General features: G+C 72.1%; 26 protein-coding genes and 1 riboswitch. Of the genes, 11 read left to right on the top strand and 15 right to left on the bottom strand.

Annotated elements, in window-relative coordinates:
• Positions 1-87 precede the first annotated feature (87 nt).
• Positions 88-1,539, top strand: coding sequence for a catalase (locus tag ACZ5GT_RS07820; protein ID WP_469016503.1), 1,452 nt, complete (start codon positions 88-90; stop codon positions 1,537-1,539).
• 114 nt (positions 1,540-1,653) lie between these two features.
• Here the strand turns inward: ACZ5GT_RS07820 and ACZ5GT_RS07815 are convergent, their stop codons facing one another.
• The 3 genes from ACZ5GT_RS07815 to hisN all read right to left on the bottom strand — a co-directional run bounded on the left by ACZ5GT_RS07815 (position 1,654) and on the right by hisN (position 3,822).
• Complete coding sequence (locus ACZ5GT_RS07815) at positions 1,654-2,046, bottom strand: CBS domain-containing protein (protein WP_469016500.1); 393 nt, start codon at positions 2,044-2,046, stop codon at positions 1,654-1,656.
• Between the two features lie 153 nt (positions 2,047-2,199).
• Complete coding sequence (locus tag ACZ5GT_RS07810) at positions 2,200-2,979, bottom strand: SDR family NAD(P)-dependent oxidoreductase (protein ID WP_469016497.1); 780 nt, start codon at positions 2,977-2,979, stop codon at positions 2,200-2,202.
• 42 nt (positions 2,980-3,021) lie between these two features.
• The gene (hisN, locus tag ACZ5GT_RS07805) at positions 3,022-3,822 is read right to left on the bottom strand and encodes a histidinol-phosphatase (RefSeq protein WP_469016494.1); all 801 of its coding nucleotides are present in this window, start codon (positions 3,820-3,822) and stop codon (positions 3,022-3,024) included.
• A 164-nt stretch (positions 3,823-3,986) separates the two neighbouring features.
• Here hisN and ACZ5GT_RS07800 point away from each other — a divergent pair, with 164 nt between their 5' ends.
• Positions 3,987-4,598: a TetR/AcrR family transcriptional regulator gene (locus tag ACZ5GT_RS07800; RefSeq protein ID WP_469016489.1), complete on the top strand. Its 612-nt coding sequence runs from the start codon at positions 3,987-3,989 to the stop codon at positions 4,596-4,598.
• A 135-nt stretch (positions 4,599-4,733) separates the two neighbouring features.
• Here the strand turns inward: ACZ5GT_RS07800 and ACZ5GT_RS07795 are convergent, their stop codons facing one another.
• The 4 genes from ACZ5GT_RS07795 to ACZ5GT_RS07780 all read right to left on the bottom strand — a co-directional run bounded on the left by ACZ5GT_RS07795 (position 4,734) and on the right by ACZ5GT_RS07780 (position 8,494).
• Positions 4,734-5,057, bottom strand: a complete 324-nt coding sequence (locus ACZ5GT_RS07795) for a DMT family transporter (protein ID WP_469016484.1) — start codon at positions 5,055-5,057, stop codon at positions 4,734-4,736.
• A 74-nt stretch (positions 5,058-5,131) separates the two neighbouring features.
• The gene (rsgA, locus tag ACZ5GT_RS07790; RefSeq protein WP_469016478.1) at positions 5,132-6,142 is read right to left on the bottom strand and encodes a ribosome small subunit-dependent GTPase A; all 1,011 of its coding nucleotides are present in this window, start codon (positions 6,140-6,142) and stop codon (positions 5,132-5,134) included.
• Between the two features lie 4 nt (positions 6,143-6,146).
• Positions 6,147-7,478 carry a 3-phosphoshikimate 1-carboxyvinyltransferase gene (gene aroA / locus ACZ5GT_RS07785; protein ID WP_469016473.1) on the bottom strand — a complete coding sequence of 444 codons (1,332 nt, stop codon included), beginning with the start codon at positions 7,476-7,478 and terminating at the stop codon, positions 6,147-6,149.
• A gap of 284 nt (positions 7,479-7,762) precedes the next feature.
• Complete coding sequence (locus ACZ5GT_RS07780) at positions 7,763-8,494, bottom strand: M50 family metallopeptidase (RefSeq protein ID WP_469016467.1); 732 nt, start codon at positions 8,492-8,494, stop codon at positions 7,763-7,765.
• Between the two features lie 51 nt (positions 8,495-8,545).
• Between ACZ5GT_RS07780 and ACZ5GT_RS07775 the strand changes: the two genes are divergently transcribed.
• From ACZ5GT_RS07775 to def, 8 genes are all read left to right on the top strand, one after another.
• A complete protein-coding gene (locus tag ACZ5GT_RS07775) occupies positions 8,546-9,361 on the top strand; it encodes an SOS response-associated peptidase (protein ID WP_469016460.1) in 816 nt (271 codons plus the stop codon).
• A 1-nt stretch (position 9,362) separates the two neighbouring features.
• Complete coding sequence (locus ACZ5GT_RS07770; protein ID WP_469016453.1) at positions 9,363-9,992, top strand: alpha/beta hydrolase family protein; 630 nt, start codon at positions 9,363-9,365, stop codon at positions 9,990-9,992.
• Between the two features lie 256 nt (positions 9,993-10,248).
• On the top strand, positions 10,249-10,932 hold the full coding sequence (gene sigR, locus ACZ5GT_RS07765; protein ID WP_469016450.1) for an RNA polymerase sigma factor SigR: 684 nt from the start codon (positions 10,249-10,251) through the stop codon (positions 10,930-10,932).
• A complete protein-coding gene (rsrA, locus tag ACZ5GT_RS07760; protein ID WP_469016447.1) occupies positions 10,929-11,240 on the top strand; it encodes a mycothiol system anti-sigma-R factor in 312 nt (103 codons plus the stop codon). Before sigR ends, rsrA begins: the two co-directional genes overlap by 4 nt.
• Positions 11,241-11,363: 123 nt before the next feature.
• Positions 11,364-12,671, top strand: a complete 1,308-nt coding sequence (locus tag ACZ5GT_RS07755) for an HD-GYP domain-containing protein (RefSeq protein ID WP_469016444.1) — start codon at positions 11,364-11,366, stop codon at positions 12,669-12,671.
• On the top strand, positions 12,668-13,909 hold the full coding sequence (locus tag ACZ5GT_RS07750; protein ID WP_469016440.1) for an HD-GYP domain-containing protein: 1,242 nt from the start codon (positions 12,668-12,670) through the stop codon (positions 13,907-13,909). The genes ACZ5GT_RS07755 and ACZ5GT_RS07750 overlap by 4 nt, the downstream gene beginning before the upstream one ends.
• Before the next feature lie 106 nt (positions 13,910-14,015).
• Positions 14,016-14,996, top strand: a complete 981-nt coding sequence (locus ACZ5GT_RS07745; protein ID WP_351892211.1) for a tetratricopeptide repeat protein — start codon at positions 14,016-14,018, stop codon at positions 14,994-14,996.
• A 140-nt stretch (positions 14,997-15,136) separates the two neighbouring features.
• Positions 15,137-15,787, top strand: a complete 651-nt coding sequence (gene def / locus ACZ5GT_RS07740) for a peptide deformylase (protein WP_469016432.1) — start codon at positions 15,137-15,139, stop codon at positions 15,785-15,787.
• Between the two features lie 102 nt (positions 15,788-15,889).
• On the opposite strand, the gene ACZ5GT_RS07735 is transcribed toward def, so the two are convergent.
• Positions 15,890-16,855: a GlxA family transcriptional regulator gene (locus tag ACZ5GT_RS07735; protein ID WP_469016427.1), complete on the bottom strand. Its 966-nt coding sequence runs from the start codon at positions 16,853-16,855 to the stop codon at positions 15,890-15,892.
• Positions 16,856-16,948: 93 nt separating this feature from the next.
• Here ACZ5GT_RS07735 and ACZ5GT_RS07730 point away from each other — a divergent pair, with 93 nt between their 5' ends.
• Positions 16,949-17,161 carry a hypothetical protein gene (locus ACZ5GT_RS07730; RefSeq protein ID WP_469016422.1) on the top strand — a complete coding sequence of 71 codons (213 nt, stop codon included), beginning with the start codon at positions 16,949-16,951 and terminating at the stop codon, positions 17,159-17,161.
• On the opposite strand, the gene ACZ5GT_RS07725 is transcribed toward ACZ5GT_RS07730, so the two are convergent.
• The 7 genes from ACZ5GT_RS07725 to ACZ5GT_RS07695 all read right to left on the bottom strand — a co-directional run bounded on the left by ACZ5GT_RS07725 (position 17,128) and on the right by ACZ5GT_RS07695 (position 24,948).
• Positions 17,128-17,613 (bottom strand): hypothetical protein, encoded by a 486-nt coding sequence (locus ACZ5GT_RS07725; protein ID WP_469016419.1) that lies wholly within the window; start codon positions 17,611-17,613, stop codon positions 17,128-17,130. The two genes, ACZ5GT_RS07730 and ACZ5GT_RS07725, sit on opposite strands and share 34 nt — an antisense overlap.
• A 123-nt stretch (positions 17,614-17,736) precedes the next feature.
• A complete protein-coding gene (locus ACZ5GT_RS07720) occupies positions 17,737-18,744 on the bottom strand; it encodes a ribonucleotide-diphosphate reductase subunit beta (RefSeq protein WP_469016414.1) in 1,008 nt (335 codons plus the stop codon).
• Positions 18,744-21,143, bottom strand: a complete 2,400-nt coding sequence (locus tag ACZ5GT_RS07715; RefSeq protein WP_469016408.1) for a ribonucleoside-diphosphate reductase subunit alpha — start codon at positions 21,141-21,143, stop codon at positions 18,744-18,746. Before ACZ5GT_RS07715 ends, ACZ5GT_RS07720 begins: the two co-directional genes overlap by 1 nt.
• A 122-nt stretch (positions 21,144-21,265) precedes the next feature.
• Positions 21,266-21,390, bottom strand: a riboswitch (cobalamin riboswitch).
• A 52-nt stretch (positions 21,391-21,442) separates the two neighbouring features.
• Positions 21,443-21,949, bottom strand: a complete 507-nt coding sequence (locus ACZ5GT_RS07710) for a GNAT family N-acetyltransferase (protein WP_469016401.1) — start codon at positions 21,947-21,949, stop codon at positions 21,443-21,445.
• Between the two features lie 74 nt (positions 21,950-22,023).
• Complete coding sequence (mctP, locus tag ACZ5GT_RS07705) at positions 22,024-23,634, bottom strand: monocarboxylate uptake permease MctP (RefSeq protein ID WP_469016398.1); 1,611 nt, start codon at positions 23,632-23,634, stop codon at positions 22,024-22,026.
• Positions 23,631-23,894: a DUF3311 domain-containing protein gene (locus tag ACZ5GT_RS07700; protein ID WP_469016393.1), complete on the bottom strand. Its 264-nt coding sequence runs from the start codon at positions 23,892-23,894 to the stop codon at positions 23,631-23,633. The genes mctP and ACZ5GT_RS07700 overlap by 4 nt, the downstream gene beginning before the upstream one ends.
• A gap of 289 nt (positions 23,895-24,183) precedes the next feature.
• Positions 24,184-24,948, bottom strand: coding sequence for a GntR family transcriptional regulator (locus ACZ5GT_RS07695; RefSeq protein ID WP_469016390.1), 765 nt, complete (start codon positions 24,946-24,948; stop codon positions 24,184-24,186).
• Between the last annotated feature and the right edge of the window lie 120 nt (positions 24,949-25,068).

The following is a 25,068-nucleotide window of genomic DNA, read 5'->3' as shown; positions in this document are numbered from 1 at the left end:
TGCTTGACTTGGATTTAGTCCAATGTAGGATCAAGCCTGGCTTTGGCCGAGGAACAGAAACAGCAGGAAGTCATGCAGGAGGCGCACGTGACGCAGGGACCGCTCACTACGGAAGCCGGTGCACCGGTGGCCGACAACCAGAACAGCGAGACCGCGGGCGCCGGCGGCCCCGTGCTCGTGCAGGACCAGCTGCTCCTGGAGAAGCTGGCCCGCTTCAACCGCGAGCGCATCCCGGAGCGCGTGGTGCACGCCCGCGGCGCCGGGGCCTACGGCACCTTCACGGTGACCGCCGACGTCACGCCGTACACGCGCGCCGCCTTCCTCTCCGAGGCCGGCAAGCAGACCGAGGTCTTCCTGCGCTTCTCGACCGTGGCCGGCAACCTCGGCGCCGCCGACGCCGTCCGCGACCCGCGCGGCTTCGCGGTGAAGTTCTACACCGAGGAGGGCAACTACGACCTCGTCGGCAACAACACCCCGGTGTTCTTCATCAAGGACGCCGTCAAGTTCCCGGACTTCATCCACACCCAGAAGCGCGACCCGTACACCGGCAGCCAGGAGGCCGACAACGTCTGGGACTTCTGGGGGCTGTCCCCTGAGTCGACCCACCAGGTGACCTGGCTGTTCGGCGACCGGGGCATCCCGGCGTCCTACCGTCACATGGACGGCTTCGGCTCGCACACCTTCCAGTGGAACAACGAGGCCGGCGAGGTCTTCTGGGTCAAGTACCACTTCAAGACCGACCAGGGCATCAAGAACCTCACCGCCGAGGAGGCCGAGGTCCTCGCGGGCCGGGACCCCGACTCCCACCAGCGCGACCTGCGCGAGGCCATCGAGCGGGGCGAGTACCCGACGTGGACCGTGGGCGTGCAGATCATGCCGGCGGCGGACGCGGCGGCCTACCGCTTCAACCCGTTCGACCTGACCAAGGTCTGGCCGCACGCCGACCATCCGGTCGTGGAGATCGGCAAGCTGGAGCTCAACCGCAACCCGGAGAACGTCTTCGCCGAGGTCGAGCAGAGCATCTTCAGCCCCGCGCACTTCGTGCCGGGCATCGGCCCGTCGCCCGACAAGATGCTCCAGGGCCGCCTCTTCGCGTACGGCGACGCGCACCGCTACCGCGTCGGCATCAACGCCGACCACCTGCCGGTGAACCGCCCGCACGCCACCGAGGCGCGCACCCACGCCCGTGACGGCTACCTGTACGACGGCCGCCACAAGGGCGCGAAGAACTACGAGCCGAACAGCTTCGGCGGCCCCTTCCAGACGGACCGGCCGCTGTGGCAGCCGATCCCGGTCAGCGGCGTGACCGGCGACCACGAGGCCCCGGTGCACGCCGAGGACGACGACTTCGTGCAGGCGGGCAACCTCTACCGTCTGATGTCCGACGGCGAGAAGGAACGCCTGATCGGCAACCTGGCGGGCTCCCTCGCCAAGGTCTCGCGCGACGACATCGCCGAGCGCGCGATCGGCAACTTCCGCCGGGCGGACGAGGACTTCGGCAAGCGGCTGGAGGCCGCGTTCCAGGCCCTGCGCGGCTGACAGTGCTGGACCACCGCTTGCCGTAGTGGACGGGCCGGGACATCCCTGCGAAGGGGCCCGGCCCGTCCGTCATGGAGCGTCATGGAGCGTCATGGGGTGCCGCTCGGCGCCGTGTCAGGCCGGCACCTGCTGCCGCGCCGGAGCCCAGCAGCGGATGATGTCGCGGACCGAGACGATGCCGACGGGCTCGCCCCGGTCGCAGACGATGAGATGCCGGAAACCGCCGTGCGCCATGGCGCGGGCCGCCTCCTCCAGCGTCCATGACGGGGCGGCGAACACCACGTCGGTGGTCGTGTGGGCGTGGGCGCGCTCCGTGTCGGGATCCTGGCCGAGGCCGACGGAGTTGAGGATGTCGCGTTCGGTGAGGATGCCGATACCGCCGGCGTCGGGGTCGAGGACCACGGCCGCGCCGATGCGACGGGCGGACATGAGGGCCGCGGCCTGACGCAGGGTGTGCGCGGGGCCGATGGTGAGGACGACTGTGCTCATGGCGTCACGGACGAGCATGGAATGAGCCACCTCCTGAGGGTGCCCCGCAGTTTGTTCATGGATTCACAAATGCACAAGCGGGGGGACTTTCAGAGTGACAGGCAAAGCGCGGGTCAACAAGAGGGCGCGGGGCAGTCATCCCCGAACGGGTGATGGGCGGCCGGCGCACGGTCAGTGCACGGAGAAGCCGCCGTCGACGAAGATCGACTGACCGGTGACGTACGCGGAGGCACGGCTCGCCAGGAAGACCGCCGCGCCCGCGAAGTCCTCGGCCAGGCCGTTGCGCCCCACCATGGTCCGCGCGGCCAGCGCCGCCACCTTCTCCGGGTCCGACGACAGCCGGGCGTTCAGCGGCGTCATGACGAACCCCGGCACCAGCGTGTTGCAGGTGACCCCGTACGGCGACCAGGCCTCGGCCTGGGAACGGGCCAGCGACTCCAGCGCCCCCTTGGACACGCCGTAGGCGCCGCTCTGCACGAACGCCCGGTGCGCCTGCTGGGAGGAGATGTGGATGATCCGGCCGAAGCCCCGCTCGGCCATGCCCGGCCCGAACCGCCGGCCCAGCAGGTGCGGTGCCTCCAGGTTCACGGCCATCGTGGTGTCCCACACGTCGTCGCCCAACTCGCCCAGCGGAGGACGCAGGTTGACCCCGGCGGAGTTGACCAGGATGTCGGGCTCCCCGAACACCCCGGCCGCCTCCTCGGCCGCCGCGCGCACACCCTCACGGCTGCTCAGATCGGCGCTCACCCAGGCCGCCCGGCAGCCGTCGGCCGTCAACTCGTCAACCGTGGACGCCAGTTCCGCCTCCCTGCGGGCCACGACCACCACGCTCGCGCCCGCCCGTGCCAGCGCCCCGGTGATGGCCCGGCCGATGCCGGAGCTGCCGCCGGTCACCACGGCGACCCGGTCGTCCAGCGAGAACAGTTCGGAGAGGTACGTCCGCGAGCTCATGCCCGCACCTTAGGGCCTGTCGTTCGGATCATGCCGCCGACGTCAGTAGCGCTGGTTGAGGTAGCCCAGCAGTTCGTCGTGGAGCAGGCCGTTGGAGGCGGCCGCGTTGCCGCTGTGCGGGCCCGGGCGGCCGTCGAGTCCGGTGAAGGTGCCGCCGGCCTCGGTCACGACGATCGCGTTGGCGGCCATGTCCCACAGGGACAGCTCGGGCTCCGCGCAGATGTCGACCGAGCCCTCGGCGACCATCATGTACGGCCAGAAGTCGCCGTACGCGCGCGTGCGCCACACCTCGCGGGTGAGGTCGAGGAAGCCGTCCAGCCGGCCCTGGTCCTCCCAGCCGGACAGCGAGGAGTACGCGAACGAGGCGTCCGACAGCCGAGACACGCGTGAGACGTGCAGCCGGGTCGCCGAGGACAGGCTGCGCCCGCTGAACGCGCCGTGCCCCTTCGCGGCCCACCAGCGGCGGCCCAGGGCGGGGGCGGAGACGACGCCGACGACGGGTTCGAAGCCGGTCTCGCCGGCCTCCATCAGGGAGATCAGGGTGGCCCACACCGGCACCCCGCGCACGTAGTTCTTGGTGCCGTCGATGGGGTCGATCACCCAGCGACGGGGCCCCGTGCCCTCGACGCCGTACTCCTCGCCGAGGATCGCGTCCCGGGGACGGGCGCGCTGCAGCTGGCCGCGGATCAGCTCCTCCGCTGCCTTGTCGGCCTCGCTCACCGGTGTCATGTCCGGCTTGGTCTCGACCTTGAGGTCGAGAGCCTTGAAGCGGTCCATGGTCGCCGCGTCGGCGGCGTCCGCGAGAACGTGGGCGAAGCGCAGGTCGTCAAGGTAGTCCGGCATGGAACGAACGCTATCCGGCCAGGTCGGTGAGGGGCCACCGGGCCCTGTCGTAGGAGGGGCGGCACCTGGTGTCCGAAGAGTGCCTCCGCCTGCCCCCGCGCACCCTTGACAGTGCTCCCGCACGCGTCAAATCTGGGCGCAGAGCCGCTCGCCCCAGGGAGGCGATGATGCCTGCAGCGCGGGAATCCCTACTGGACGCCGCGTACTCGGCGCTGGCGCGCCGGCCGTGGTCCACCGTGCGGATGGTGGACGTGGCCGCGGCGGCCGGAGTGTCCCGCCAGACGCTGTACAACGAGTTCGGCAGCAAGGAGGGGCTGGCCCGCGCGCTTGTGAGACGCGAGGCGGACGGCTATCTCGCCGGGGTCGAGCGGGCGCTGACCGGCTGCTCCGACGCCCGCGACCGGCTGGTCGCCGTCGCCGAGTGGACGGCGTCGGCGGCCCGCGGGAACGCGCTCGTGCGGGCCGTGCTCACCGGCTGCTGGAGCCCGTGGCTGCCCTCTCCGACGCTGTCGGCGGTGCCCTCGACCTCGGCCGTGCCGGCGCAGCGCCGGGCGGACGGTCCGCTGCCCTCGCCCGGCGACCTGGTGGCGACGGTCCGCGACCGGGCCGTCGCGGTCCTGTCCGGCCCCGGAGCGCCGGGGCCGGACACCGCGGACCTCGCCCGCTCCTGCGAGCTGGTGATACGCGTGGCCCTGTCCTGCGTGACGGCCCCGCCGGGAGAGGGCGGCGTCGCGGACCTCGTACGGACCACGATGCAGCGCCAGTTGACGGCGTGACCGTGTGACGCCGTGACGCCGTGACTGCCTGTCAGGCCGCTCGAGAAGCAGTTCGAGACGTCCAGGCTGTTCAAGCTGTTCAAGCTGTTCAGGCGGTCGGAGAGGGGAGACCGGGCGGCCTCCCGGCCCGGTGTCTCAGTGCGCCGAGCCCGACAGCTGCAGGCCGATGACGCCGAGGATGACCAGACTGATCGAGACAATCTTCAGGGTGGACACCAGGTCGCCGAGGAAGATCATGCCGTAGATCGCGGTGCCCGCCGCGCCGATGCCGGTCCACACGGCGTAGGCCGGGCCGACGTCCAGCTTCCGCAGCGAGAGGGTGAGCAGGCCGAAGCTGCCGAGCGCGAAGACGCAGAAGGCGATCGTGGGCCACAGCCGGGTGAAACCGTGGGACAGCTTGAGGCACACCGCGAAACCGGTCTCCAGCATCCCGGCCACGATGACCAGCAGCCACGCCATGTGCTGTCCTCCCGTTGGTCCGGTTCGGCGATTATGCACTTGCCGGACTCGTGTCCACCCAAACAACGCGGTGGTCAGTCGCCTTCGGTGTGCTCCCGGCTGGCCAGCAGCCGGCGCAGCGAGTACAGGCGGGCGGGATCGGCGTGGCCCTCGGCGACCCACTGGTCCAGCGCGCAGTCCGGCTCGTCGTGACTGCAGGCGCGCGGGCAGTTCTCCGTGCCGGGTCCGAGGTCGGGGAAGGCGAGGATGACCCGGGACGGGTCGACGTGGGCCAGGCCGAAGGACCGGACGCCCGGGGTGTCGACCACCCAGCCGTCCGCCCCGGCGAGCGGCAGGGCGAGCGCCGAGGTGGTGGTGTGCCGGCCGCGGCCGGTGACCGCATTGACGTGTCCTGTCAGCCGCCGCCGGTCCTCCGGGACCAGCGCGTTGACCAGCGTCGTCTTGCCGACGCCGGAATGGCCGACGAACGCGGTGATCTTGTCGGCGAGGTGCTCGCGCACCCGGTCCGCCGCACCGCCGCTCTCCAGTTCCTCGCGGCTGGTGACGACGTAGGGAATGTCGAGGTCGCCGTACAGCTCCAGGAGCTTGTCCGGCGGGGCGAGGTCCGACTTGGTCAGCACCAGCAGCGGGTCGAGTCCGCCGTCGTACGCCGCCACCAGGCACCGGTCGATCAGGCGCGGGCGCGGCTCCGGGTCGGCGAGGGCGGTGACGATCGCCAGTTGGTCGGCGTTGGCCACGACCACGCGCTCGTAGGGATCGTCGTCGTCGGCCGTGCGGCGCAGCAGCGAGGAGCGCCCCTCGATGCGGACTATGCGCGCGAGGGTGTCCTTCTGTCCCGACAGGTCACCGACGATGGCCACCCGGTCGCCGACCACCGCCGCCTTGCGGCCCAGCTCGCGCGCCTTCATCGCCAGTACGGTCCTGCCGTCCACCAGGCAGGTCAGCCGGCCGCGGTCGACGGTGAGGACCATGCCCTCGGCCGCGTCCTCGTGCTTGGGGCGGATGTTCGTGCGCGGCCGGTTGCCCTTGCGGTTCGGGCGGCTGCGGATGTCGTCCTCGTCGGTGTGCTTGCCGTAGCGGCGCATGCCGTCAGCCCCGGCTCTCCACGCCGCCCAGCATCCCGGTCCACAGCTCGGGGAACTCCGGCAGGGTCTTGGCCGTCGTCGCCACGTCCTCGATCTGCACGCCCTCGACCGCCAGGCCGATGATCGCGCCGGCCGTCGCCATGCGGTGGTCCTCGTAGGTGTGGAAGATCCCGCCGTGCAGGCGGCGCGGGCGGATGTGCAGGCCGTCGGCGGTCTCGGTCACGTCGCCGCCGAGTTCGTTGATCTCCTTGGTCAGCGCGGCCAGCCGGTCCGTCTCGTGCAGCCGCAGGTGGGCCACCCCGCGCAGGGTCGACGGGGAGTCGGCGAGGGCGGCGACCGCGGCGATGCCCGGAGTCAGCTCGCCGACCTCGCCCAGGTCCACGTCGATGCCGTGAACAGCACCCGAACCGGTGAACACGAGTCCGTAATCGGTGAGCTCGCAGGAACCACCCATTTCGGTGAAGATCTCGCGGAGCCTGTCGCCGGGCTGGGTGGTGCGCTCCGGCCAGTCGGGCACGACCACCTTGCCGCCGGTGACCAGGGCCGCCGCCAGGAACGGCTGCGCGTTGGACAGGTCCGGCTCGATCGTCAGGTCCCGCCCGAGCAGGGCGCCCGGCGTCACCCGCCAGACGTTCGGCTCGCCGCCCGACTCCGGGGTGTCCACCTGGGCGCCGACCGAGCGCAGCATGTCGACGGTCATCCGGATGTGCGGCAGGGAGGGCAGCGAGGCGCCGACGTGACGGACCTCGACGCCCTGGTTGAAGCGCGGACCGGACAGCAGCAGGGCGCTGACGAACTGGGACGAGGAGGAGGCGTCGACCTCCACCGTGCCGCCGTCCAGCGCTCCGCCGCCGTGCACCGTCAGCGGCAGCGCGCCGCGGCCGTCGTCGTCGATCCGGGCGCCGAGGACGCGCAGCGCGTCGACGACGCCGTTCAGGGGACGCTCGTACGACCTCGGGTCGCCGTCGAAGCGGACGGGGCCGTCGGCCAGCGCGGCGACCGGCGGCAGGAAGCGCATCACCGTGCCGGCGTTGCCGACGTCCACCGTGGCCGGGCCGCGCAGGCCCGTCGGGAGCACGCGCCAGGCCTCCCCGGAGCCGTCGGGGCCGACCCCCTCCTCGATCTCCACGCCCATGGCGCGCAGTCCGCCCGCCATCAGCAGCGTGTCACGGGAGCGCAGCGGGCGGCGCAGCCAGCCGGGCTCGGAGGCGAGCGCGGCGAGCACCAGGGCGCGGTTGGTGACCGACTTGGACCCGGGCACGTGGACCGTCGCGTCGACGGCCCCGCTCGCGTGCGGGGCGGGCCAGAGGGCGGTGGGTGCGGGGTTCTGGGCCATGGGCCCACTCTATAAGCAGCCCGTGCTTCTGGTGCGGCGCCGTTGTGGCTGGTCGGGCCCGCGGGACGCGGTCGTACGGGCCTGCGGGCGCCGTCACGCGGGCCCACGGGGCGCCGCCGCGCAGCCCCACGGAGCGCGCCGCCGCGCGGGCACCTACGAGGGCGCTGATGAGGGCACCGACGAGGGCGCCGACGAACGCGTCGACGGGGACGCCTGCGGTGCGCCCACGCGCCGCGGTAGCCGAGCGGTCGTGCGCCGCCGCGCGACGGCGCGCGGGCGCGCGCTCAGAGCTCCAGCAGCCAGCGCCCGCCCCCTATCAGCGAGCACAGCGACACCGCGTGGAACAGGAACAGCCACAACCCGGCCGGCACGTTCGTCAGCCGGGACAACTGGTCCGCGTCCGAGTCCCCGGCGCCTCCCCGCCTGCGCTTGGCCTGCAGCTCGAACGCCGGACGCACGCCGCCCGCCAGCAGGAACCACACCACCGCGTACGCGAACGCCGCCTGCACCTGGGCCCCCGCCAGCCAGGACACCAGCAGGAACGTGCCGCCCGTCAGCACCACCGTCAGCACGCCGTAGGCGTTGCGGATCATCACCAGCATCGCCAGCAGCAGCGCCGTCGCCAGCCACAGCAGCAGCGTGATGCGGCCGGCCGCCAGCAGCGCGGCGCCGCCCAGACCCAGCAGCGGGGGAGCGGTGTAGCCGGCCGCCGCCGTCAGGATCATGCCGAGACCGTGCGGCTTGCCGCGGCTGACGGTCAGGCCGCTGGTGTCCGAGTGCAGACGTATGCCGGTCAGGGTGCGGCCGGTGAGCAGCGCGACCAGTCCGTGCCCGCCCTCGTGGGCGATGGTGATCGCGTTGCGCGACACCCGCCACAGGCCCGGCGGGACGGTCACCGCGAGCGCGGCGACGAGAGTTGCGATCACCACCCACAGGTCGGGGTCCGGCTGAATGCCGAAGACCTCGTCCCACAGGGACGCGAGCGAGGCGGGTGCGGTGCTGGCGGCGCTGTCCATGGTGGCTCGGTGGCTCCCTCTCCCGGTGCGGAATCTGGCAGTGTGGCACGCATGTGCGGACGGTATGCAGCGAGTCGTGGGGCCGAGGATCTCGCAGGAGTCTTTGAGATCGAGAAGTGGGAGCCCGCGGAGGCTCTCGAGCCGGACTACAACGTGGCCCCCACCAAGGAGGTCCACGTCGTCCTCGACCGCCCGCTGAAGGACACCGGCGACCCGCGCCCCGTCCGCCAGCTGCGCAGGCTGAAGTGGGGCCTGGTGCCGTCCTGGTCGAAGACGCCCGAGGGCGCGGCGCGCATGATCAACGCCCGCGCCGAGACCGTCCACGAGAAGCCGTCCTACCGGCGGGCCTTCGCCACGCGCCGGTGCGTCGTCCCGGCCGACGGCTACTACGAGTGGGTCACCGGCCGGCAGGAGCGGGACCTGGAGGTCGAGGGCAAGCGGAAGCGGCCGCGCAAGCAGCCGTACTTCGTGCTGCCCGCCGACGGGTCGGTGTTCGCGATGGCCGGGCTGTACGAGTTCTGGCGGGACCGGACGCTGCCGGACGACCACCCGCAGGCCTGGTGGGCGACCTGCACGGTGATCACGACCGAGGCGGAGACGACCCCCCTCGCCGTGGCCCCCGCCGAGGGACCGGGCTCGCTCGCCGAGATCCACCCCCGGATGCCGCTCATGCTCACCCCGGACCGCTGGGACGCCTGGCTGGACCCGGCTCGCACCGACCCCGACGAGCTGCGCGCGCTGCTCCAGCCGCCCCCGCCCGGCCTGATGCGCGCCTACCCCGTCTCCACCGCCGTCAGCAACGTCCGCAACAACGGACCGGAGCTGCTGAAGGAGCTCGACGGACCCGAAGCGGGCACACTCTTCTGATGTGACGACCGAGATCATTGGCACGGAGACGGGGGACGCCCGCATCACCTGGCACGAGGCCGGGGAGGCGCGGCTGGTGCTCGCCCTCGGGCACGGCGCCGGCGGCGGTGTGGAGGCCCCGGACCTGCGGGCCCTCGCCGAGGTGCTGCCGGGGCACGGGGTGAGCGTCGCCCTCGTGGAACAGCCCTGGCGGGTGGCCGGCAAGAAGGTGGCGCCCGCGCCGAAGACGCTCGACGCCGGCTGGCGGGGCGTGTGGCCCGCGCTCGCCGCCCCCGGACTGCCGGTGGTCGCGGGCGGTCGCAGCGCCGGCGCCCGCGTCGCCTGCCGCACCGCCGCAGAGCTGGGGGCGCGCGCCGTGCTCGCCCTGAGCTTCCCGCTGCACCCGCCGGGCAGGCCGGAGAAGTCCCGGGCCGGCGAACTGCTCGGCGCGGGGGTGCCCGTCCTCGTCGTGCAGGGCGGAAACGATCCGTTCGGCAGGCCGGAGGAGTTTCCCGAGGGCGACTACGAGCTGATCGAGGTGGAGTACGGGGATCACGGCTTCGCCGTGCCGAAGCGGGCCGCGACCGGACAGGAGCACGCCCTGGAGGTCATCACCGACGGCGTGGCGCGGTGGACGGCCGCACTGGTCTGAGGGGCCGGGAATGCCGCGCGCGCGGCCACTGTTGAGCGGACAGACGTGCTGGACCACCAGCACCGATGTCTCAGGAGAGGAAGTCCGCCGCATGGGTTCGACCTACTGCCCGAGCCGCAGCAGCCGCGCTGACCTGGACTGGACGGTGCTGCATGCGGCGAAGGCCGCTCCTTTTCGAGGGGCGGCGGAGCCGGGTAGTCGTCTATCCTCCGATTCTGGTGGCATCGGTTTCGGTGCTGCCCGGAATCTTGAGGAGGTGGGTCCGGTCACTGGGATCGACGCAGGGACCGACAACGGCCAGGCGGAGCTGCCCGAGGGCCAGGGCATGAGCGCGGAGTCGACGTCGGAGCGCAGCGCGCGCTTCGAGCGGGACGCGCTCGAATTCCTCGACCAGATGTACTCGGCCGCCCTGCGCATGACGCGCAACCCGGCCGACGCCGAGGACCTGGTGCAGGAGACGTATGCCAAGGCGTACGCGTCCTTCCACCAGTTCCGCGAAGGCACCAATCTGAAGGCGTGGCTGTACCGGATCCTCACGAACACGTTCATCAACTCCTACCGCAAGAAGCAGCGGGAACCGCAGCGCTCCGCGGCCGAGGAGATCGAGGACTGGCAGCTGGCCCGCGCCGAGTCGCACATGTCGACGGGTCTGCGCTCGGCGGAGTCGCAGGCACTGGACCACCTGCCGGACTCGGACGTGAAGGAAGCCCTCCAGGCGATCCCCGAGGAGTTCCGCATCGCCGTCTATCTCGCGGACGTCGAGGGCTTTGCCTACAAGGAGATCGCCGACATCATGGGGACACCCATCGGTACGGTGATGTCCCGGCTGCACCGGGGCCGCCGTCAGCTGCGCGGCATGCTCGAGGACTACGCCCGCGAGCGAGGCCTGGTCCCGGCCGGCGCCGGAGAGTCGAACGAAGCGAAAGGCTCGGGCTCATGAGCTGCGGAGAGCCGCACGAGACGGACTGCGGTGAGGTCCTCGACCACCTCTACGAGTTCCTCGACCGCGAGATGCCCGACGTGGACCGCAACAAGTTCGAGCAGCACTTCCAGGAGTGCTCCCCGTGCCTGGAGAAGTACGGTCTGGAGCAGGCCGTGAAGAAGCTGGTCAAGCGGTGCTGCGGACATGACGACGTGCCGACCGACCTGCGCTCCAAGGTGATGGGGCGGATCGACCTGATCCGCTCCGGCCAGGCCGTCCCCGAGCACGACGTGACCGCTTCCCCGGTCACCCCCCAGGAGTCCTGAACCCCCGCCAAGACGGGCCGTCGTCACCCGAACGTGCTAATCCGCGGGCCAACAGCCCGCGGACTCCCCCTCCCCGCCCTAGGCTCCTCAGCCTGAGCAGGCTCGGCCGGGGGGAGAGGCGTGATGGAGGCGGTGTCGGCACGCGCACGCGTGTACGTCGCCTGTGCGGTCCTCGGCGCCGCGTGCTGTCTGCTCCCGCTGTCCGGCCCGCGCACGCCCTGGTGGGCGGTCGCGCTGCCGGCCGCGCTGTACGCCGCCGGCGAGCAGGCCGCCGCCCGATGGCCGTTCGCCGGGACGTTCTACCCCGTGCTCCTCGCCGGGGCCTTCCTGCTCCCGCCGCCCGCCGCCGCCTTGGTGCCGCTGCCCGGCGCGCTGCTCTCGCCGGTCGGCCGGCGCTCACCGTGGCTGCGCCGGACCTGGCGGGCCGCCCAACTGCCCCTCGCCCTGTGCGCCGCCGCCCACGTGCACCGGGCACTGGGCGGACCGGACGCCGTCGCGGCCTCCGACTTCCCCTACGCCCTGCTCCCCGCCGGGACCGCGGTCCTCACCTTCTGCCTGGCGCTGACCGCGCTGGACGGGGGGATCCTCGCGCTGGCCGAGCGGGTGCCGGTGCGGCGGGCCTGGCGGGGGCTGTTCGTGCGGTCCCTCGCGCCGGTCGCCGTGCACGGCCTCGCCGGGCTGATGATGGCCGTGCTGTGGCACAGCCCGTACGGGCCGGTGGCCGCGCTGCTGGTGCTGCTGCCGATGTGCGTGTCGGGGTGGGCGTTCGCGCAGTACCACCGGGAACGGGCCGCCCACCAGGCGACGATCCGGGCCCTGGTGCAGGCCGTCGACATCAAGGACGGCTACACGCGCGGGCACAGCGAGCGGGTCGGGCAGGCGTCCATGATGATCGCGCGCGAACTCGGCATGGACGAGGCGCGCGTCGAGGTGCTGCGGTTCGCCGGGATCCTGCACGACGTCGGCAAGCTCGGCGTCCCCACCCGGCTGCTGCGCAAGGACGGCCCGCTCACCGCACAGGAACGGCGGGTGATCGAACTGCATCCGGAGTACGGGCACGAGATGGTGCGCGGCATCGGATTCCTGGGCGAGGCACGGGCGGCGGTGCTGCACCACCACGAACGGCTGGACGGCAGCGGATACCCGTACGGGCTGGCCGGCGGCCAGATCCCGGAGTCGGCGCGGGTGGTGGCGGTCGCCGACGCGTTCGACGCGATGACGTCCACCCGCTCCTACAGCAGGGCGCGGCCGGTCTCCGCGGCCCTGGAGGAACTCCAGCGGTGCGCGGGCGCCCAGTTCGACCCCCGGATGGTCGGCGCGCTGGTCCGGGCGCTCGCCCGGCACGGCTGGCGCCCGACGGTCACCGCCGAGGAGGACCGCGCGGCCCCGCCCGCGCCGCGCGTCGGCGGCAGGCCCCGGGCGCGCCGGTGAGCCCCCGCCCGCCGCTGACGCTCCTCATCCACACCGCGGCCGCCCTGGTGGCCGCCGGTTCCCTCCTCGCCACCTGCTGGACCGGCCTGGTCGAACGCCCCACCGCCCTCGCCTTCGGCCTGCTCGTCGCCGTCGGCGAGCTCGCCCGGTGGACCGGCGCCCGGGTCCGGGAGGCCGCGCCGCTCGGGGCCGCCGCGGCGCTGTCGTACGCGCTGCTCGGGGACAACGCGGGCCGGCCCACCACCCACGGCGCCGTGCAGGTCGTCACCGTCGTCCTCGCCGCCGCCCTGGCCGGCAACGTGCCGCACATCGCGCGCGGACAGCGGGCGGTGACCGACCACCTCGCCCGGCGGGTGCTCGCCGTCGCCTTCGCCGCCGTGTGCTTCCAGCCGCTGTACGACCGCGGGATGTTCGACACCTGGGTCGGCCCCGCGTACGCGCTGCTGCTGCCGGCGCTGCTCGCCCTGACCGCGCTGTGCGACGCCGTCCTCGCCGCCGCGCTCGCGCACTCCCGCACCGGCTGGCCCTTCGGCCCGCTGCTGCGGGACGAACTGCGCGCGCTGCTCGGCATCGGCTCCGCGGTGTGCGCCACGGGCGCGGTGACCTCGCTCGCGGTCGCCGTCGCGGGACTGTGGGCGCTGCCGGTGTTCTCGCTGCCGCTGCTGCTCACCCAGATGTCCTTCCGCCGGTACGCGGCCGTGCGGACCACCAACCGGCAGACCATGGCCTCCCTCGCCCGCGCCACCGAGATCGCCGGGTACACCCCGGCCGGGCACGCCCGGCGGGTGGCCGCGCTCAGCCGGGCCGTCGGCCGGGACCTGGGGCTGACCAGGCCGGAGCTCGCCGTCCTGGAGTGCGCCGCGCTCATGCACGACATCGGCCAGCTCAGCCTGGTCGACCCGGTCCCGGCGGGCGCCACCGCCGGCCTGCCGGCGGCCGAGCAGCGCCGGATCGCGCTGCTCGGCGGGGCCGTGGTCCGCCAGACCGGCGTCGACCGGGCGGTCGCCGTGGTCGTCGAGCGGCAGGCCGACCCCTACCGGGAACAGCCGGTCGCCGCCCGGATCGTGCGGGCCGTCAACGCCTACGAGGAGAAGGCGCGGGACGCAGGGCCCGGCGGGCCCCTGACGGCGCTGGAGGAACTGCGGCTGGCGACCGCCGCGGACTACGCGCCCGAGGTGGTGGAATCCCTGGCCCGCGTCCTGGCCCGGGACTGTCTGACCGCGTTCCCGGCTGGGTAACCCATGGGTAATGAGCGTGCTTCCAGCCACACGTGGTTGGATGCGAAGAGAGAGAGTGTCCAGGGGCACTGGCCAGCCCCCTGAACGGAACCGGCGGGCGGGAATCGTGAGGATCTTCGGCAAGGGACGGCACCGGCCCTCCGCCTCCTGGCGGCAGGCCACCGACCGTGCGTTCACGCTGATCGGCGACGGCCGGTACGAGGACGCGGGCGCGCTGCTGACACGGGCCGCCGACCTCGAGCCCTGGCTGTCGGAGTCCTGGTTCAACCTCGCCCTGCTGCACAAGTTCCGGCACGACTGGGAGCAGGCCCGCGCGGCCGGTCTGCGGGCCGTGGCGCTGCTCGACCGGGAGACCGGGGCACCCGATTGGTGGAATGTGGGCATCGCGGCCACCGCCCTGCAGGACTGGCCGCTGGCCCGGCGGGCCTGGCAGGCGTACGGGCTGCGGGTGCCGGGCACGGCCACCGCGTCCGGGGAGCCGGTCGGCATGGACCTCGGCAGCGCGGCCGTGCGGCTGTCCCCGGAGGGGGAGGCCGAGGTGGTGTGGGGCCGCCGGCTGGACCCGGCCCGCATCGAGGTGCTGTCGATCCCGCTGCCGTCCTCCGGGCGGCGCTGGGGCGAGGTCGTACTGCACGACGGGGTGCCGCACGGGGAGCGGACCACCGCGGCCGGGCATGCCTACCCGGTGTTCGACGAGATCGAGCTGTGGGCGCCGTCCCCGGTGCCGACGTGGGTGGTTCTGCTGGAGGCCGCCACCGAGGACGACCGGGACGCCCTGGAGCAGCTCGCCGCCGACGCGGGCTTCGCGGCGGAGGACTGGTCGTCGTCCGTGCGGCTGCTGTGCCGGATGTGCTCGGAGTCCCGGATGCCCTCGGACGAGGGCGACGGCGAGCACCTCGACCCGCACGACCACAGTGAACCGGGGCACCCCGGCCCGCTCGGGCACCGCACCGACGGCCAGCTGTGGGTGCCGGAGCGGGAGTGCGGGGTCGCGGCGCCCGCGTCGCTGGTGCGGGGGCTGCTGGACGGCTGGGTCGCGGACAGCCCGGACTCCAGGGACTGGCGCGACCTCGAAGAGGTCTGCTGAACCGGAAGAGGCCGGCCGGACCGGAACCGGAACAGGTCTGCCGGACCAGGGGTCTTGGAACGGGCCGCCTTCCGGTGCACGGCTCCCTTTAGGCTGTACCCGCAGAATTTCCCAGGCTTGCAGGAAGGCGTACGTCGGTCATGGCGCAGCAGGACACCGATCAGCAGCACGCGGGCGTGCTCCCCGTGGACGACGAGGGCTTCGTCATCGACACCGAGGACTGCGAGGAGCGCGAGAACGCCTGGCGCGAGCGCGGCACCTCGCGGCCGATCACGGTGGTGGGCAACCCGGTGCTGCACAAGGAGTGCAAGGACGTCACCGAGTTCGGCGAGCAGCTCCAGCAGCTGGTGGCGGACATGTTCGCCTCGCAGCGCACCGCCGAGGGCGTGGGCCTGGCCGCCAACCAGATCGGCGTCGACCTGAAGGTCTTCGTCTACGACTGCCAGGACGACCAGGGCGTCCGGCACGTCGGCGTGGTCTGCAACCCGAAGCTGGCCGAACTGCCCGCCGATCAGCGCCGCCTCGACGACAGCAACGAGGGCTGCCTGTCCGTGCCGACCGCCTACGCCCCGCTCGCGCGCCCGGACTACGCGGAGGTCACCGGGCAGGACGAGAAGGGCAACCCGGTCAAGGTGCGCGGCACCGGCTACTTCGCCCGGTGCCTGCAGCACGAGACCGACCACCTCTACGGCTACCTCTACATCGACCGCCTCTCCAAGCGGGAACGCAAGGACGCGCTGCGGCAGATGGCCGAGAACGAGCCCCGCTACCCGGTCGTCGCCAACGACTGAGGGCGCACCGCATCCGTCCCGGCACCGCACACGTCCCGGCGCCCGCCCGGCCCGTCGGCGGACGCGCCGGGGGCGTGCCGTGCCGGGGCTCCGGGTGACGGGTCAGGCCACCGCCTCGGACCCCCGGAACGTGCGCCGGTAGGCGTTCGGGGTGGTTCCCAGGGCCCGCATGAACTGGTGGCGCAGCGCGGCCGCGGTCCCGAACCCGGTCCGGCCCGCGATCGCGTCCACCGTCTCGTCCGTCGCCTCCAGCAGCCGCTGCGCCAGCAGCACCCGCTGGCGCAGGATCCAGCGGTAGGGCGTGGTGCCCGTCTCCTGCTGGAACCGGCGCGCGAAGGTGCGCGGGGACATGTGGGCGCGGGCGGCGAGTTGCTCGACGGTGACGTCCTCGTCTAGGTGCCGCTCCATCCACACCAGCACCTCGGCCACCGTGTCGCCCTGGGAGCGGGGCAGCGGGCGCTCGATGTACTGGGCCTGCCCGCCGTCCCGGTGCGGGGGCACCACCATGCGCCGGGCGATCTTGTTGGCGACCTCCGGACCCTGCTCCTTGCGCACGATGTGCAGGCAGGCGTCGATGCCGGCGGCCGTGCCGGCGGAGGTGATCACCGGGTCCTCGTCGACGTACAGGACGTCGGGCTCGACGGTCAGCCGCGGGTACGCCCGGGACAGCTCCTCCGCGTGGTGCCAGTGCACCGCGCAGCGCCGGCCGTCGAGCAGTCCGGCCGCGGCGAGCACGAAGACGCCGGAGCACACGCTCAGCACCCGCGCCCCGCGCTCCACCCCGCGCCGCAGGGCGTGCAGCAGGTCGGGCGGGAACTCACGGGACTCGTAGCCGGCGCAGGCCGGCACGGCGATCAGGTCGGCCGACTCCAGGCGTTCGAGGCCGTGGTCGACGTGCAGGGCGAAGCCGGCCCGTGAGGAGAGCCTCGGGCCCTCGGCGGAGACGACCGCGAAGTCGTACACCGGCAGTCCGTCGTCGCTGCGGTCGATGCCGAACACCTCGCAGACCACGCCGAGTTCGAAAGGGTTCACGCCGTCCAGGACGACGGCGGCCACGTTTTCCAGCATGCCGCCAGTCTGCCTCACCGTTGGCAGCTTTTCGAGGGTCTACGGCAGTCCTGCCACTGTTTGTCAGGAGTCACCGGCGCGACAGTGGTGTCCATGGATACGACACGCATCGAAGGACTGATCGGAATGCTGACCGTTCTCGGGATCCTCGTCCTGCTGATCCTGCCGTCCGTGGCCGGCATCCTCCACGACCGGCGCGTCGACCGGCAGATCCGGGAGGCCGAGCGGGCCCGCGCGGAGGCGGGCGCCCGGCGTCCGGCACGGCGGCCGGGCTACTTCACCACCACGGTGACCCACCACTCCTGAATCCCCTTGCAGGCGATCCGGCCGGTCCGGTCGGCGCACAGCGGCCGCTGCGAGGACAGCCGGGACCGGCCCGCGGAGACGGCCTCGAAGGCGGCGCTCGCGTCGCCCGGCCGCAACACGAAGCCGGCGTTGGTGGCCCGCAGCCCGGTACCGCTCACGGCGACCGGCTTCCAGGGCCGCTCGGCGGTCCCGTCCAGGCTGATGCGGACCGTGCCTCCCACGGCCAGGCAGACGGTACGGCCGCTGTCGGCGGCGTCGAGCCGCGCGGAGTCCGCGCAGCCGGCCGGGGTGGCCGTGGGGGCGGACGGCGAGACCGTGTCACCACCTCCCCCTTTCCCGCTCCCCGCCCCGCTGCCACCGCCACTTCCGCTGCCGTTGCCGCAGCCGGCGACGGCAGCGGCCAGGGTCAGTGCCGCGAGGGCGAGAGCGGTGCGCTGGGTCGTTCGGCCCATGGGTGGCCTCCTTCCCGGTCCTCCCGGTGTTCCCGGTCCTCCAGGTCCTTCCGGTCCTTCAGTCCTCCCGGTCCTCCCGGTCGGACCTCGGTGGGACGTACCACCCGCGTTCCCGGATCCCGGTCAGAAGTCCTCGTCGAGGTCGACCGTGCCCTCCACCGCGACCTGGTAGGCCGACGGGCGCCGCTCGAAGAAGTTGGTCAGCTCCTGGACGCCCTGCAGCTCCATGAAGGGGAAGGGATTCTCCGAGCCGTACACGGGCGCGAAGCCGAGGCGGGTGAGGCGCTGGTCGGCGACGCACTCCAGGTACTGGCGCATCGAGTCGGTGTTCATGCCCGGCAGCCCGTCGCCGCACAGGTCGCGCGCGAACTGCAGCTCCGCCTCGACGGCCTCCCGCAGCATGTCCGTCACCTGCTGCCCGAGCTCGTCGTCGAAGAGGTCCGGCTCCTCCTTGCGCACGGTGTCGACCACGTCGAACGCGAACGACATGTGCATGGTCTCGTCGCGGAACACCCAGTTGGTGCCGGTCGCCAGGCCGTGCAGCAGGCCCCGGCTGCGGAACCAGTAGACGTACGCGAAGGCGCCGTAGAAGAACAGGCCCTCGATGCACGCGGCGAAGCAGATCAGGTTGAGCAGGAAGCGGCGGCGGTCGGCCCGGGTCTCCAGGCGGTCGATCTTCTCCACCTCGTCCATCCACCGGAAGCAGAACCCGGCCTTCTCGCGGATCGACGGGATGTTCTCCACCGCCGCGAAGGCGGCCGTCCGGTCGTCCGGATCGGGCAGGTAGGTGTCCAGCAGGGTCAGGTAGAACTGGACGTGCACGGCCTCCTCGAACAGCTGACGGCTGAGGTACAGCCGCGCCTCGGGAGAGTTGATGTGCTTGTACAGCGTCAGCACGAGGTTGTTGGCGACGATCGAGTCGCCCGTCGCGAAGAACGCCACCAGGCGGCCGATCAGGTGCTGTTCGGCGGGCGTCAGCTTCGCGAGGTCGGCCACGTCCGAGTGGAGGTCGACCTCCTCCACGGTCCAGGTGTTCTTGATCGCGTCCCGGTAGCGCTCGTAGAAGTCCGGGTAGCGCATGGGGCGCAGCGTCAGCTCGAAGCCGGGGTCGAGCAGGTGGTGGGAGCGCATTACTGGCAGGCCTCGCAGGACTCGGGGTTCTCAAGGGAGCAGGCGACGGCTTCGGGGTCGGCCGCCTGCTGTGCGGGGACGGGGGCGGTGGCCGCCTGGGCCCGGGCGGCGCGGGCGATGCGGGTGGCCGGGCGCGAGCGCAGGTAGTACGTCGTCTTCAGGCCCTGCTTCCAGGCGTACGCGTACATCGAGGAGAGCTTGCCGATCGTCGGCGTCTCCAGGAACAGGTTCAGGGACTGCGACTGGTCCAGGAACGGGGTCCGGGCGGCGGCCATGTCGATCAGGCCGCGCTGCGGGATCTCCCACGCCGTGCGGTACAGCCGCCGGACGTCCTCGGGGATCCACGCGAAGTCCTGGACCGAGCCGTTCGCCTCGCGCAGCGCCTCGCGGGTGCGGGAGTCCCATACGCCCAGCTCCTTGAGGTCCCTGACCAGGTACGAGTTGACCTGGAGGAACTCACCGGACAGCGTCTCGCGCTTGAACAGGTTGGACACCTGCGGCTCGATGCACTCGTACACGCCGGCGATCGAGGCGATGGTGGCGGTCGGGGCCACGGCCAGCAGCAGGGAGTTGCGCAGGCCGACCGCGGCGATCCGTTCGCGCAGCGCCGCCCAGCGCTCCGGCCAGGCGAACTCCACGCCGTAGTGGTCGGGGTGCAGCACGCCCCGGGCGGTACGGGTCTGCTCCCAGGCCGGCAGCGCGCCGTTCCGTTCGGCGAGGTCGGCGGAGGCTTCGTAGGCGGCGAGCATGACGCGCTCGGCGATCCGCGTCGAGAGCTCCCGGGCCTCCGCCGAGTCGAAGGGCAGGCGCAGCTTGAAGAAGACGTCCTGCAGGCCCATCACGCCCAGGCCGACCGGGCGCCACCGGGCGTTGGAGCGGGCCGCCTGCTCGGTCGGGTAGTAGTTGACGTCGACGACGCGGTCGAGGAAGGTGACGGCCGTGCGGACGGTGGCGTCCAGCCGCTCCCAGTCGATTTCCCCGCCGGTCTCCCCGCCGTCGACGAAGGCGCCGAGGTTGACCGAACCGAGGTTGCAGACGGCCGTCTCCCCGTCGTCGGTGACCTCCAGGATCTCCGTGCACAGGTTGGAGGAGTGCACGACGCGGCCCGGCTCGGCCGTCTGGTTGGCGGTGCGGTTGGCGGCGTCCTTGAAGGTCATCCAGCCGTTGCCGGTCTGCGCGAGGGTGCGCATCATGCGGCCGTACAGCTCGCGCGCCGGAAGGGTCCTGCGCGCGAGCCCCTCGGCCTCTGCTTTGCGGTAGGCGGCGTCGAAGTCCTCGCCCCACAGGTCGACCAGTTCGGGCACGTCCGACGGGGAGAACAGCGACCACTGCTCGTCGGCGTTCACCCGGCGCATGAACTCGTCCGGCACCCAGTGCGCGAGGTTGAGGTTGTGCGTGCGGCGGGCGTCCTCGCCGGTGTTGTCCCGCAGCTCCAGGAACTCCTCGATGTCGGCGTGCCAGGTCTCCAGGTAGACGGCGGCCGCGCCCTTGCGCCGGCCGCCCTGGTTCACGGCGGCGACCGAGGCGTCGAGGGTCTTCAGGAACGGGACGATGCCGCCCGAGTGCCCGTTGGTGCCGCGGATCAGCGAACCCCGGGAGCGGATGCGGGAGTAGGCGATGCCGATGCCGCCGGCGTGCTTGGAGAGCCGGGCGACCTGGTGGTAGCGGTCGTAGATGGAGTCCAGCTCGTCCAGCGGGGAGTCGAGGAGGTAGCAGGACGACATCTGGGGGTGCCGGGTGCCGGAGTTGAACAGCGTGGGGGAGGAGGGGAGGTAGTCGAGGCGGCTCATGAGCGCGTAGAGCGCGGCGACCTCGTCGGCGGAGCGGACCGTGTCGTCCTCGGCCAGACCGCTCGCCACCCGCAGCATGAAGTGCTGCGGCGTCTCGATCACGCGGCGGGTGATCGGATGCCGCAGCAGGTAGCGGCTGTGCAGGGTGCGCAGGCCGAAGTAGCCGAAGCGGTCGTCCGCCCCCGCGTCCACCAGCGCGTCGAGGCGTGAAGCGTGGACGCGTACGAACGCGGCGGTCCGGTCGGCGATCAGGCCCTCGCGGTGCCCCACGGCGACCGACTCGGTGAACGACGTGACCCCCTGCGAGGCGGCCTCGGCGGCGATGCTGATCGTCAGCAGCCGGGCGGCCAGCCGCGAGTAGGCCGGGTCCTCGGAGATGAGGCCGGCGGCCGCCTCGGTGGCCAGCTCGCGCAGCTCCGTCCCGTCCGCCCGCGCGGACCGGCCGCGCAGCGCGGCGGCGGCGACCCGGCCGGGGTCGGCGTCGGGCAGGTCGGCGGTCAACTCGGTCAGGGTCCGCAGCAGTTCGGCACCGGGGCCGTCGCCGTCCGGCTGGATCGCCGATACCGGATCCTGGGTCGCCGATGCCGGATCGGCTGGCGCGATGGTCACGTGGGGGCTCTCCCTCGCTCGGCACGGGGCCTTGCGGAGGGCAGGGGGCAGCCACGAGCGCACACGACGCCGCGTCCACCGGCCCATTCCACGAGGCCCGGACGTCAGGCACCCGGACCGGACGGCCGGGCGCGCTGTCGGCAGGTCCTCGGACTGACTCCTGTGCACAGGCGTGCACAAGTACACCGTTGCGGGACAGTTCCGGATTCGCACCGGATTCCCCTGCGGCGACAGCGAGCATGAGCATACATCTTGTGCCGTACTGCAGTGTCACCCCCAGATGTTGTGTCGCGGTGGCTTCACAGGGTCAACTCGTAGGCGAGCAGAGTGATGTCGGTCAGGTGCGGGATGGGGTTCCAGTCCCGCTCGGGCGTGCGGGCGAAGCCCACGCGTTCGTAGATGCGGTGGGCGGTGTGCATGGTCCGCTGGGTCGACAGGACGACGCGGACGCAGCCCTCCACCTCCCGGGCGCGGTCCAGACAGGCGCGGACCAGCGCCTCGCCGACGCCCCGGCCGCGGGCGTCGTGCGCGACCGCGAGCATGCGTATCTCGGCCTCGCCGGGCCCGGCGATGTCGGCCATCGGGCCGCCGGACGGCACGAAGGTCACGCCGCCCAGCAGGCGGTCCCCGCGCACGGCGACCAGCACCTCGGCCGCGGCGGCGCGCTTGCCGACGTCCTTCAGCTCCGCGAGGTAGGCGTCGTCCTCCCCGAAGTCGAGGAGACCGTCCCGCAGATATGCCTGGGCGGTGATCTCGCCGAGTTCCTCGTACTCACCGGGATCCACCCGCCGCATCACGATGTCCATGCGGCGAGTGTGCCCGACGGGTACGACAACGGGCCGCCGGTGTCCACACCGACGGCCCGTCGCTCCGTGGTTCCCTAGTGCGCCGGCTCCGCGGTCGCCGGCGGCAGTTCCACCTCGACTCCCGGGTCGCCGGCGTCCGCCGTGTAGTCCTCCGGCTTCGTCTGGTCGACGCCCTCGGGTGCCTTCAGGGCCCGCATCACGAAGGTCAGCACAATGGTCACCGCGACATTGAGCACGAACGCGGTGAGGCCGATGTAGCCGATCTCGCCGATGCCCGGGATCTCCTTCGCCGAGCCGCCGAAGTGCTTCTGCGTCGGCGAGGCCACCCCGTACGCGGCGACCGTGCCGTAGACCATGCCCACCGCCCAGCCGGTGAGCAGTGCCCAGCGGTGGAACCACCGCGTGAACAGGCCGCCGACCAGGGCCGGGAAGGTCTGCAGGATCCAGATGCCGCCCAGCAGCTGGAAGTTGATGGCGACGGTCTTGTCCATCGTCAGGACGAAGACCAGCGCGCCCACCTTCACCAGCAGGGACACGATCTTGGAGACCCGGGTCTCCTCCTTCGGTGTCGCGTCGGGCCTGATGAAGTCCCTGTAGATGTTCCGGGTGAACAGGTTCGCCGCCGCGATGGACATGATGGCCGCCGGGACGAGGGCGCCGATACCGATCGCGGCGAACGCCACCCCCGCGAACCAGTCGGGGAACATGTTCTCGAACAGCTGCGGGATCGCCAGCTGGCCGTTGGTGACCTTCACGCCGGCCGCGATCGCCATGAAGCCCAGCAGGGCCAGCAGGCCGAGCATCAGCGAGTACAGCGGCAGGATCGTGGTGTTGCGGCGGATCACCTCGCGGCTGCCGGAGGACAGCGTCGCGGTGATCGAGTGCGGGTACATGAACAGCGCGAGCGCGGAGCCGAGCGCCAGCGTGGCGTACGTCCACTGGCCCGCCGGGGCCGGCACCAGACCGCCCGCCCCCGCGGCCGCGTACTTCTCGCCCGCCTTCGCGAAGATGTCGTCGAACCCGCCCAGCTTGATCGGGATGTAGATGATCGCCACCGCGATGACGATGTAGATCAGCGTGTCCTTCACGAACGCGATCAGCGCGGGCGCCCGCAGGCCCGACGAGTAGGTGTAGGCCGCCAGCACGCCGAACGCGATCAGCAGCGGCAGGTCCTTCACGAACCAGTTCGTGTTCTCGCCGCCGCCGACGCCCATCACGTCCAGCACCGCCTGGATGCCGACGAGCTGGAGCGCGATGTACGGCATCGTCGCCAGGATGCCGGTCACCGCTACCGCCAGCGACAGGCCCTTGGAGCCGAAGCGGCCGCGCACGAAGTCCGACGTCGTCACGTAGCCGTGCCGGTGCGACACCGACCACAGCCGAGGCAGGAACGTGAAGATCAGCGGGTAGACGAGGATGGTGTACGGCACCGCGAAGAAGCCGGCCGCCCCCGCCGCGTAGACCGCCGCCGGCACGGCGACGAAGGTGTACGCCGTGTACAGGTCGCCGCCGAGCAGGAACCAGGTGATCCAGGTGCCGAACGACCGTCCGCCCAGCCCCCATTCGTCGAGGCTGTGCTCGTTCTCGGCCCGGCGCCAGCGCGCGGCCAGGAAGCCCATCGCCGTGACGGCGAGGAAGAAGAAGACGAAGACACCGAGCGCGGTGCCGTTGACGCCGTCCTTCACTTCGACGCACCGCCCCTCTGCGCGGCGCGGGCACGCCGGTCGCGCTGCCACAGCTTGTACGCGGTCATCGTCAGCGCGGTGGACAGCAGCACCCAGAGCATCTGGTACCAGTAGAAGAACGGGATCCCGGCGAGCGTGGGATCCGTCTCGGCGTAGGAACCGACCCACAGCATCGCCACGAAGGGCGCCGTCAGGCAGACGGCGATGACGATGCGGGCCGGTGTCACCACCGGGGGTCTGGCTTCGGGCGCATTCGACATACCGCGACTCCGTCCCGTCACTGATCACATGTGCAATGCGCAGGCAATCTAGGTCACGGTGTCATGTGAGCGGAAGACCGCGTCGCGAGGTCGGTGTGGCGATTGTGTGCAGTTGCCGCCGCCGGGCCGGCGGCGGCGGAAGTCCCGCGCGGGTTCTGCATCCTGACGGACCGTCGGTATCGCTCGAACGCGCGCCTGAGCGGCGCTCCGGTGTTCGGATCCGGCTGCGCCTGGCGTGCGGGGACGGGCCCCAGGGCCCGCGACGCCGGGGTGATCCAAACGACAGGCCCTAGTCCTGCGGGCGCTTCAGCCTGGCCACGAACTTGTAGCGGTCCCCCCGGTACACCGACCGGACCCACTCCACCGGCTGCCCTTCCCGGTCCAGCGAGTGCCGGGAGAGCATCAGCATCGGCAGGCCCACGTCCGTGCCGAGCAGGCCGGCCTCGCGCGGAGTGGCCAGAGAGGTCTCGATGGTCTCCTCGGCCTCGGCGAGGCGGACGTCGTAGACCTCGGCGAGCGCGGTGTAGAGGGACGTGTACTTGGCCAGCGAGCGGCGCAGGGCCGGGAAGCGCTTGGCGCTGAGGTGCGTGGTCTCGATGGCCATCGGCTCGCCGTTGGCCATGCGCAGCCGCTCGATCCGCAGCACCCGGCCGCCGGCGGTGATGTCCAGGAGCCCGGCGAGGCGGTCGTCGGCGGTGATGTAGCCGATGTCCAGCAGTTGCGACGTGGGCTCCAGGCCCTGCGCCCGCATGTCCTCGGTGTAGGAGGTGAGCTGCAGCGCCTGCGACACCTTCGGCTTGGCGACGAAGGTGCCCTTGCCCTGGATGCGCTCCAGGCGGCCCTCGACGACGAGTTCCTGGAGGGCCTGGCGGACGGTCGTGCGCGAGGTGTCGAACTCCGCCGCCAGGGTGCGCTCGGGCGGGACCGGCGTGCCCGGCGCCTGGGTCTCCGTCATGTCGAGCAGGTGCTTCTTCAGACGGTAGTACTTCGGCACGCGCGCGGTGCGGACGGTCGCCCCACCCTCGTTCTCCGCACTGCTGACGTCGGTGCTCATGGTCTGCCTTCCCGGCTTCGGACGCGGCTCACATCGTGGCACCGCAGCGTACCGGGATCTCCTCCGTACGCTGCGTGATCCCCTCTGTATACCGTCGCCCTCTCTTTTGGTCTAGTCCAC

The organism is Streptomyces sp. NPDC031340 (assembly GCF_055569945.1).
This window is presented reverse-complemented; position numbering and strand designations above follow the sequence as displayed.